General features: G+C 46.0%; 4 protein-coding genes. 2 read left to right on the forward strand and 2 right to left on the reverse strand.

The genetic code is table 11. The annotated features are described in order from the left end of the window. The coding region (locus F6K57_RS35285; protein WP_293072645.1) for an ABC transporter ATP-binding protein at positions 1–1463 on the reverse strand (1463 nt) is incomplete at its 3' end. Between the two features lie 192 nt (positions 1464–1655). Between F6K57_RS35285 and F6K57_RS35290 the strand changes: the two genes are divergently transcribed. Continuing rightward, positions 1656–3185 (forward strand): efflux RND transporter periplasmic adaptor subunit, encoded by a 1530-nt coding sequence (locus tag F6K57_RS35290; protein ID WP_293072647.1) that lies wholly within the window; start codon positions 1656–1658, stop codon positions 3183–3185. Between the two features lie 173 nt (positions 3186–3358). Here F6K57_RS35290 and F6K57_RS35295 read toward each other — a convergent pair whose 3' ends face one another. Beyond that, entirely contained in the window at positions 3359–3505 is a 147-nt protein-coding gene (locus F6K57_RS35295) for a hypothetical protein (RefSeq protein ID WP_293072649.1), read from the reverse strand. A gap of 5 nt (positions 3506–3510) precedes the next feature. On the opposite strand from F6K57_RS35295, the gene F6K57_RS35300 reads away from it, so the two are divergent. Next, positions 3511–5789: efflux RND transporter permease subunit (locus tag F6K57_RS35300; protein ID WP_293072651.1), on the forward strand; the 2279-nt coding region annotated here is incomplete at its 3' end.

Here is a 5789-nt window from a genome sequence, read left to right on the forward strand (position 1 = left end):
AACATTAATTCTAATACTTGAGTTTGGACACTAGCATCCAGCATACTCACTGGTTCATCACAAATCACCAAACTAGGATGAGTAATCAATGCCCGAGCAATAGCAACCCGTTGTTGTTGTCCTCCAGAAAGGTCAGCGGGATATCGATTGTAGTAATCCTCTACAGGCGTTAATCCTACTCGTTCTAGCATTTCCTTGACCTGGTTTTTTGCTGCTGTTGGATTAGCCGCTAATTTATGAATAAATAACGGATCGGCAATACTTTCTCCCACAGTCATTAAAGGATTAAGACAAGCATGGGGGTCCTGAAATACCATTTGGATTTGACGACGAATCTCTTGTAGGGAATGTCGATTGAGTTTAGCTAAATTTGTGCCTTTAAACTCAACTGTTCCAGCCGTAGGACGAACTAATTGCAAGATAGTGCGAGATAAAGTACTTTTGCCACAACCAGATTCTCCTACTAGTCCTAAAATTTCACCAGGATATAAATCAAAACTGACGTTATCCACAGCTTTGATAACGTTTTTTTCTTGAGATACCAGTTGCTGAATAAAATTGCTTTCTAAGGTATAATATTGCTTGAGATTGGTAACCCGTAGCAAAGGGGTAGGAATGGCAGAGCTGGAATTTCCCTCAGGGTCATGACTGTTATTGTGGTCTTTAACTGCCTGAAGATGTAGTGCCGCTTCTAAGAGCGATCGCGTATAGTCATGGTTAGGTTGCCACAGAATCTGTGCCACTGGCCCAGTTTCCACCATTTTGCCACCATACATGACCGCAATGCGATCGCAATATTCCCCAATCATGGCCAAATCGTGAGAAATCAGTAACAGTGCCATGTCCCGTTCTCGACAAGCCATTGTTAATTCTTCTAATATCTGTGCCTCTACCGTAACATCCAAGCTGGTGGTGGGTTCATCTGCTACAATTAGCTTGGGATTGAGCAACAACGCTAATGCGATCGCAACCCGTTGCCGCATCCCCCCACTAAATTCATGGGGATATTGAGAGAAGCGATTAGCGGGGATTTTCACCGCATCTAGAGCTTCTAATACTTTTGCTCTACTCTCACGTCGTGATAGTTGGGGTTGGTGAGCTTTGAGGGTTTCTAGGCAGTGTTCCCCTATAGTCATTAAAGGGTCAAGGCGAGTCATCGGGTCTTGAAATACTAGCGCTACTGCTTCTCCACGAAACTGGCGCAGCTGTGTAGGGGTTAAGTCAAAAACCGACTTTCCGGCAAACCTTACCTTTCCTTTTACTTGGGACCGTTGCGGTAACAACTGCATGATTGCTCGTCCCAAAGTAGACTTACCGCAGCCTGACTCACCGACTAATCCCAGTCGCTCCCCTGAATCTAGCATGAAGGAAACATCATCTACTGCCCAAGTGGGTTTTTCAAGGGATTGGCTCCTAGGATAGGCCACCTGCAAGTTTTCGACACAAAGTAGCGGTTCACTCATCGATTAAATTTTCCTCTCCTAAGAATATAAAAACTTTGATGGCATAACCATTAAATTTTTATTAAAATTTGTAAATCTAGAGTAATTCCTATCTAAGTCAACTGCTCTGATCGAGTTCATGAGGCCGTCAGTAGGATTGAGCAAAGTTATCCTATAAACATCTTTTTGACATCTTTTTGTCAGGGCATCACCATGGAACCTATAAATCCTCAAGTGTCTAATCACTATCAGCCAGAGTCAAATTCCCAAAACCAGGAAGAAACCAAAGGCAAATCCTCTGCATGGCTACTCACAGTCCTCTTTTTAGTAGGAGGTCTAGCGTTGTTGCAAATCTCGACAATACCAGAACCCCCTGTAGCCCCGACGAAAACTAAACAGATACCACCGCGACCTGTAGAAACTATTCCCCTAACCTTAGGTAAAGGAGTGAAACAGATCCAGTTACTGGGTGAAGTAGAGGCAAGTGAAAAAATCACGATTAAATCTCAGGTGGATGGTGTGATACAACAACTCAAAGTCCGAGAAGGCGATCGCGTTACCCCGGGAATGACCATTGCTATTCTTGATGGTGCTGACCAACAGTTAGCCCTAGCCCAAGCTAAGGCAAGGCTTGCTCAGGAAAAAAGTAATCTGGCTCGATTACAAGTAGGAACCCGTCCAGAAATTCTTGCCCAACGGCAAGCAGAACTGGATGCCGCTAAAGCTCGGGAACAAGAAGCAAAGGACAACCTTGATGGTATGATAGCCGTCCAACCCAATTTAATTGCCCAACGGCAAGCAGAACTGGATGCCGCTAAAGCTCGGGAACAAGAAGCAAAGGACAACCTCAAACGCATTGAAGCCTTAACTCTCGAAGGAGCTCTCTCTCAACGAGCAAAAGTAGAAGCCGAAAAATCGGCTGATGCAGCTACCAGTGAGCGCTTACGGGCTCAAGCTGCCCTAAGTGCAGAACAAACTAAAACCCAGCAAGAGATTGCTGAAGCCAAAAGTACCCTTGATGCCACCATCAGTGAGCGGTTGCGCATAGCAGCTCTGTTAGCGGAAGCCCAAGTCGGACCAACCCAGGAAGAAATTGATGCCCAGAAAGGGGTAGTAGCAGCAGCTCAGGCAGCGGTTGAGCAAGCTCAACTAGCATCAGAACGAGCCACGATTAAAGCGCCTACAGCCGGAGTTGTGCAATCCCGCCAGGTTGACAGGGGGAACTATGTGGAAGGTGGCGATGCCATCATTACCTTGGTCAATAATGCTCAATTCGATATCTTTCTAGAAGTGCCAGAACAGTTTACTAATCAGGTCAAACCAGGGATGTATGTGGAATTAACTGCACCGCGAAGTTTACCTAACTGGCAGCAACGAGCACAGATTACCAGCGTTGTGCCTACAGCCAATGCCAACTCACGGCGACAAATAGTAAGGGTAAATCTCAACAATCCCCCAAAAGACTTATTAGTTGGAATGGGAATTCAAGCCACCTTAGACTTACCCATTGATGTAGATCCCAGTTTTATTATCCCCCGTGATGCCATCATTAAACGAAAAAACCAATCCCTAATATATACCATTTCCCAAGACAAAGCACAACAGTTTACCGTAGAAATACTAGCGGACATGGGGGAAAAAGTCCTGATCACTAATCAACAATTACAAGCCAATCAACCCCTAGTTGTGTCAGGGGGTGAAGGGTTAAAAGATGGTTCACCAGTTAACATTACTAATCCTTAATTCCTAATTATCGGACCTCTTGCAAACCTCAAAAAACTTGTAGCACAGTGCGGAATTCAAAATTCAAAATTCAAAATTCAAAATTATTACATGTTTACTTATTCAAGGTTTAGTATATAAGAGTTTTGCTCTTTTTGAAAAGTATATTGATTTCCGCCGTGCTGTATTAGTCTCTAGAATCCTTCCCGATTTCCAATTCCCGATTCCCGATTCCCGATTCCCGATTCCCGATTCCCGATTCCCGATTCCCGATTCCCGATTCCCAATTCCCGATTCCCGATTCCCGATTCCCTAGTTCCTAAGTTGCCAACTTCGGCCAAATTTGATGAAACTTATCGAAACAGCTGTCCGGTGGCGACATGGCACATTTGTTCTGTTCTGCCTCCTAGCCCTATGTGGCATCTTAGCCCTATTCCAGCTTCCCCTAGAACTTCGACCAGGAGGTGATACTCCAGAAATTACCATTAGCACCTCCTACGCTGGAGCAGGACCGACGGAAGTAGAAGACCTGATTACTAGACCGATCGAAGAAGCCGTCGAAGAAGTCACAGGAGTTAAAGAAATTACCAGTAGCTCTCGCCCTGGACGCAGTCGGATTTCTCTCGAATTCAATTGGGGAACAGATATTGATGCTCGCTTAGTAGATGTCTTGAGCAAATTACAGCGAGTGTCCTCTCTACCCCCAGAAGCGGGAGACCCCTCTGCTGAAGTGGTCAGTGGTGTTAGCCGTCCCATGATGTGGATTGTCCTAATGCCCAAAGAAGGCTATGATTCTGACCCAGACCATTACCGTGACTTGGTTCAAGATGCCATCGTACCCAAGTTACGGCAAGTGGAAGGAGTGGGTCAGATTATTACTCCTGGGGGACGGGAACGGGAAGTGGAGGTGATTGTAGACCCGAAAGCCTTAGCTGACCGCAATCTAACCCTTTCTAATGTCGTGAATACTTTGCGCAATAATAACCGCAATATTCGCGGTGGACCGATGGTAGTGGGAAGACGGGAATACCGAGTCCGCACCGTCAGTCGCTCTGAGGATGTGAAGGAGTTGGAAGGGTTTGTGTTGCGCCGAGACCAATCAGGAACTGTCTATTTGGGGGATGTAGCTGATGTCCGCATTGGTCGCAAGCTAGAAAGTACGGTTCTTGTAGCAAATGACCAACCAACCGCTGGCATTGGTATCGAAAGACGAATTGGTAGCAATGTCCCAGAAATATCTAAGGGGGTCAGAGCAGTACTCAAGGAACTGGAAGCCCAACTGGAACAGCAAGGAGAAGGTGTCGAGTTTTTAATTAACTACGACGAGAATGGCTATATTAACCAATCTATTGCCTTAGTGCAGCAAAATTTGATCATGGGTGCGATTCTAGCATCCCTAGTGTTGCTGCTGTTTCTCGGGTCATTGCGCACCGTAGCAGTAATTGCCCTAACTATTCCGACTACTATTATTACCGTCTTTATTGTCTTAGCCTTGCTAGGTCGCTCTCTGAATGTGATCAGTCTGGCAGGATTAGCCTTTGCTGTCGGAATGGTGGTGGATAATGCCATTGTGGTGCTAGAAAATATCTTCACCCACATGCAACGGGGAAAAAATCCGATCCGAGCTGCTATTGACGGCACTCAAGAAGTGTGGTCAGCCATGCTAGCCTCTACTCTGACTACCGTAGCAGTATTTGCTCCCATTGTTTTAGTGACAGGGCAGCCAGGACAGGTGTTCTTTGATATTGGTATTGCTCTATCGACATCGGTATTGTTTTCCCTGTTTGCAGCTCTGACCCTAGTGCCTATGCTATCGGGACTGTTTCTTAATCAAGGGGAGGCGCAACAGATTTTGCAGGGGATGGGGGATGTCGGCACCCAAGGTTTAGACCCAAAACCATTGCGCCCAAAGCAGCGAAATAGAGGAGCAAAAATCCAAAATGTCCTGGTGCTAGCTGTAGCTAAAACTTCAGCAGTATTTAGAGTATGGCAAGGCAAGCTAGAGAGATTGTTATTAAAAACCGTGCGTTGGTCTGTTGGTGGCAAACGGATCGGAAGGCGTTTGGCTGTGTTGTTGATTCCTGTAGTATTGCTCTTTGTCAGTATTCGGTTACTCCCCCCCATGGATTACCTACCAGAAGGGAACCGTAATTTAATTATGTGGTTAACGGAACCCTTTCCAGGCACCAGTATTCCAGAATTCCTACGGCTATCCCAACCGGCCAGAAAGTTCTTGGCACAGCAGCCGGAAATTGACCGAACCTTGGTAATAGCAAGCTCGCGACGGAAAATGATTTTAGTCTATCTCAAGCCAGACTTAGCTACTGGTAGGAATCTCGATGACATGGTGAATCGGATGGGAAAGGTAAAATCTAATTTCCCTGGTTATCGCTTTGTGGTTGCTAGGCGCGCTGCCATTTTTCGGAATCCAGGCAAATCCTATACCGTGCGTGTGGTAGGACAAGACCTGGATCAATTAAACCAGTGGGGTCAGGATATTATTAAGCAATTGCGCCAACTGGACGGTGTGCGCAATGCTCGTTCCAGTTTTGTTACTGGTGCGCCAGAATTACAAGTAATTCCCAATCGAGTGCGACTGGCAGAAGTGGGCTTGTCAGAAGCTGA

Source organism: Moorena sp. SIO4A5, assembly GCF_010672005.1.
GTDB lineage: Bacteria > Cyanobacteriota > Cyanobacteriia > Cyanobacteriales > Coleofasciculaceae > Moorena.